The sequence below is a fragment of the Chamaesiphon polymorphus CCALA 037 genome (assembly GCF_003003845.1).
Classification (GTDB): Bacteria; Cyanobacteriota; Cyanobacteriia; order Cyanobacteriales; family Chamaesiphonaceae; genus Chamaesiphon; species Chamaesiphon polymorphus.
The window spans coordinates 1-4,395 of sequence record NZ_PVWO01000483.1 but is presented as its reverse complement, the minus strand read 5'-3'; the positions used below and the strand labels follow the sequence as shown (position 1 = coordinate 4,395).

At 46.5% G+C, this 4,395-nt stretch carries 4 protein-coding genes; 2 read left to right on the top strand and 2 right to left on the bottom strand.

From position 1 onward, the window contains the following. Positions 1-186 precede the first annotated feature (186 nt). Both C7B77_RS24890 and C7B77_RS24885 read left to right on the top strand, forming a co-directional pair. Positions 187-804: a MarC family protein gene (locus tag C7B77_RS24890; protein ID WP_245894386.1), complete on the top strand. Its 618-nt coding sequence runs from the start codon at positions 187-189 to the stop codon at positions 802-804. Between the two features lie 76 nt (positions 805-880). Next, positions 881-1,909, top strand: a complete 1,029-nt coding sequence (locus C7B77_RS24885; protein WP_106311260.1) for a M28 family peptidase — start codon at positions 881-883, stop codon at positions 1,907-1,909. 218 nt (positions 1,910-2,127) lie between these two features. Here C7B77_RS24885 and C7B77_RS24880 read toward each other — a convergent pair whose 3' ends face one another. Then, a complete protein-coding gene (locus C7B77_RS24880; RefSeq protein ID WP_106311257.1) occupies positions 2,128-3,537 on the bottom strand; it encodes a GTP-binding protein in 1,410 nt (469 codons plus the stop codon). 170 nt (positions 3,538-3,707) lie between these two features. Continuing rightward, positions 3,708-4,395 (bottom strand): sterol desaturase family protein (locus C7B77_RS24875; protein WP_146138505.1); only part of this gene is annotated, 688 nt, incomplete at its 5' end.

Genomic DNA, 4,395 nt, shown 5'->3' with positions numbered 1-4,395 from the left:
ATAAGGGTAAGGGGTGTGAATCCCTTAGTGGGAGAAGGCTCCCACGGACGGAGTGACCAGTTCAGGTCGCGCGGCAGAATGTATAGAGTAGAGAGTAGAGATGAATTGTCAATAGTGAATTTGGGTGCAAGCGTCTCTGTGTCCACCCATCCACCCATCCACTACCTATCCCCTCACCCTTGACTGATGACATCTGCAATACTGAATTACGCGATCGGCACATTGGCAGCATTATTTCCGATTGCCAATCCGATCGGTGCCGTACCGATATTTTATAGCTTGACTGCGACAGATAGCCGCCAAGAGCGGCGCAAGCAAGCTCAACGTACTGCCATTAGTGTCATTTTAATTTTGGCTGTATTTCTAGTTGGCGGACGGGCGATTCTAGAATTTTTTGGGATTTCTTTAGATGTATTGCGAATTGCAGGTGGCTTATTAGTTGGTCATGCGGCTTGGGAATTGGTGGCGAGCAAACCGCGATTGATGGATGCCGAGCAGAAAGCAGGAGCCGAAAAAGAGGATGTTTCGTTTACGCCGATGGCGACGCCGCTAATTGCTGGCCCTGGCTCGATCGGTGTTATTATCGGGCTATCGACGCGAATGAGCCAATTGGGCGATTATCTCGGTTGTGCGATCGGGATTGTATTATTTGGCATTTTGCTCTATGTCTGTCTGGTACTAGGCGAGACGTTATTGTTGCTGTTGGGACGGAATGGGATGGGCGCGCTCAATCGGATATTGGGCTTTTTTATCTTGGCGGTGGCAAAGCCTACCGTAGGTAATCGCGGTACAATTAGTTGCTGATGGAGTTTTATCTTTATTACACACCGCAGCACCAACATTATTTAAATAAAATTCTGCGGTATCGATCGAATCTGCGATGAACTTTAAACTCAAACTAATCGATAGCGCGGCTCTGAAAAGGTTAGCTATTCTGGCTATTATTATCGTCTCCCTCCTAATATTTGGATGGTCGTTGATGGTGTGGATGCCAGGGGAGAGTTATCGGCAAGCCTTACCAACGCTGAGTGCCAGTGAGATCGAGTTAAAAGATAATCTCCAACGCGATGTTGAGACGCTTGCAACTAAGATTGGCAGTCGCAATAGTGGGAATTATGCAAATCTCGTCGCTGCTAAAGACTTCCTCACAAAAGAATTAGGAACAGCAGGATATACTGTCAAAGAGCAGAAATATACTGTCGATGGTAAAACTTTTAGCAATCTTGAAGTCGAAATTCCTGGTAGCAGTCTTGCCGAGCAAATCCTGGTGATTGGCGGACATTACGACACAGCCTTTACGAGTCCTGGTGCGAATGATAATGCTACGGGTGCCGCTGCTGTATTGGGTTTAGCCAGAGCGTTTGTCGGGACTAAACCCTTACGTACTATTAGATTTGTAGAATTTACTAATGAGGAGCCGCCATTCTTTTGGAAGCCGAACATGGGTAGTCTCGTCTACGCTCAAGCAGCCAAGCAACGCGGCGATAAGATTGTGGGTATGTTTAGTTTAGAGACGTTGGGATATTTCACCGACCAAGCCAATACCCAGAAATATCCACCCCCATTGAGCCTGTTGTATCCGACTCAAGGCAATTTTATTGGGTTTATAGCCAATATTGATTCGCGGGAATTGCTTCGCAATACGGTTCGTTCTTTCCGCGCTCAAGCTAAATTTCCTTCTGAAGGTGTCGCGCTACCTAGTATGGTTCAGGGTGTCGGCTGGTCGGATCATTGGTCGTTTTGGCAGCAGGGTTATCAAGCTGTGATGATTACCGATACCGCTCCTTTTCGCTATCCTCATTACCATACGATGGATGATTCGATCGATAAGATCGACTTTGACAAGCTGGCTAGGGTGACTAGTGGTATCGGTAAAGTAATTCGTGATTTTGTAGGTTTACAAGGCTAATCGCTCGCTCTGTGCGTTGGGTTTTGTCCTGGCGAAGCGACTGAGCCGACGTAAACGTCGGCTATAAAGATGAAAGAAACTTGGTTGAGTGTGTTGGGTTTCGCTTTGCTCTGTCTTGTCGCACACAACTGGGAGGGAACCTCCCAGTCGATGCGCCGCTACCCAACCTACAAATCTGTAATCTGCAATCCGCAATCCAAAATCCGCAATCCAAAATCCTACCCACTCACCTGCTCGCTCTCCGCTTCTGGCGTTGGTGGAGTCGGTAATAATTCGTCGCGCAATCGTGAAATAATGGTCGCATCATCGACTCGATCGAGGATTTCTTTAATTACAGTGTTCGCGCCCAATTGACCCCAAGTCGAACCAGTTGCCAAATAAGTTTGAGCGGCTCTACCGACCATATAGGCACCATAACCGGAGATCGCGCCTTGAATTGCTCCCGCACCCAAGTAGCCGGGAAGGATCGCCCAGTTGAAGGTACCACCGATGAGTGCGGCGGTTTTGCCTACGCCAAAGACTAAGCCTGTGGCTAACTCGCCCAGCAATAAACTCGCACTGCTAAATACAATCCCGCTGAATAACTTTTTGACCTCATATTTGGTCATCGGTAGATTGTATAACTTGGCAAGCGATCGAATCAGTAATAAATCGACAAATATACCACCCAAAACATCGAAAATTGCGATCGGATTGACAGCAACTGCAATTGCTTTATACCGGGCAAATTTCCAGACTAAAGCATTTGCTTCCGATCGCAGATTTGTCAAGGTAATTTTTGCCAAATTCTCTTCAGCCGAACGCGCCTGTACTAAAGCATTGATTGCCAATAACGATCGACCTTCTCTAGCGATTAGCTCTTGAATTTTCTGCTTCAGAGGTGCAATTTGGGGTTCGGGTTTTTCCCATTCATACTTTTTCGTCCCATCGGGATATTCGATCCGAACCTGAATCGGGGTGGGATCTGCGGCCACCATCACGACTTCATCTGCCGATAACAATCGCTGCAATAATTCATCGCTAGCACTATCGCCGCTTAAATTTTGTAATTGTTGATAGATGCTCTGACGTTCTTGTTCTGGATAGAGATCGGATTTATTAAATACTAGTAACAGCGGCTTATGGGCTTGGCGCAATTCACACAATGCTTGATATTCTAATTGTGTAATGTCGCCTGCAATAATAAATAAGATTAAATCGGCTTGCCGCACGACTTCTTCGGCCATTTTAGCGCGGGCTTCCCCATCGATCTCATCTAAGCCAGGAGTATCGATTAAATCGACTTGCATAATGCCATCTGGCGACCACCGAATCGATCGCGGAAATCGGGTAACCCCATTTAGAGGGCCAATTTCTAAGATGTTTTTTTCCATCAGCGCGTTGAGCACTGCTGATTTGCCACGACTGACCATGCCAAAAACGGCAATACTATAACTAGTCTGCTCCAGCTTAGTCAATGTGTACGCTAAGGTATCTAAATCGCTCTGCAAGCTGGGTGAAACTTCCCCGACTTTTGTTGCGGCATATCGAGATAAACTCTGCTGTAAGCTCGCCCTAGCGCGCTCGATATCTAATGATGCTGGGGCGGCAGTAGTGGTATCGGTGGTGGTTGGATCGGGATTACTCATACTTTCTGGCTGCTCGATCGCGAAATTAGGGAGTAGGCTTTAGGCTTTAGGTTTTAGGGGATAGGGGTTAGGAGACATAGGTTTAGCACCGATAGCCTCATCGGTGCAAATCCTGTAAATCCTCAAATCCCGATCGGAAGCCTAAATTATATGATAAGTGGTGGGAGGGATTAAGGTTTACTATTTGGCAGCGGCAGTGCGAGAGATTGGAGCAGGTTTAACTCGCGGCTTTCTTCGCTAATGCCGAGTTGGATGTTTTGGACGTCCTGACGATCGCGATAAGTCCCAAAGAGACGATCCCACCAGATAAACACGCTGGCATAGTTGGAATTGGTTTCATCTACAACTTGCGAGTGATGGATGCGGTGATAATGTGGGGTCAGAATGATATAGGCTAATATTCGATCGATTGTTGGGGGAAGTGCAAAATTACTGTGATGGAGCGCGACGATGGCGGTAAACACCGATTCGTAAATTAACACAAAATTGCTAGGAATTCCCAGCAACCAAATTAGCAATAATTTGGGAATACTCGAACTAATAATTTCGATCGGATGAAAGCGATAGGCAGTGGATACATTCATCTGGCGATCGGTATGATGTACTAAATGAAATCTCCAGGCGATCGGTACTGTATGCATTATCCGATGCCAAAAATACATGTAGAGATCGAGAATTAGAAAGGATAACCCACCTGCAATAATTGGCGATGGCAAAGTAGACATAATGCCAACAGCCGAGTGTAGATCGATCGTGCGGGCGATGCCGATCGCAAATAGACTACTCCCTTCCCGCTCAAAGAGTATAGAAAGAGGTACAATTACTAAATAAGGGGGAAAAGATGAATGAATCTGAGCC

Bases quoted from the DNA above. Each gene is read 5' to 3' on its own strand.
- C7B77_RS24880 (WP_106311257.1), bottom strand. From the start codon at position 3,537: ATGAGTAATCCCGATCCAACCACCACCGATACCACTACTGCCGCCCCA.
- C7B77_RS24885 (WP_106311260.1), top strand. From the start codon at position 881: ATGAACTTTAAACTCAAACTAATCGATAGCGCGGCTCTGAAAAGGTTA.
- C7B77_RS24890 (WP_245894386.1), top strand. From the start codon at position 187: ATGACATCTGCAATACTGAATTACGCGATCGGCACATTGGCAGCATTA.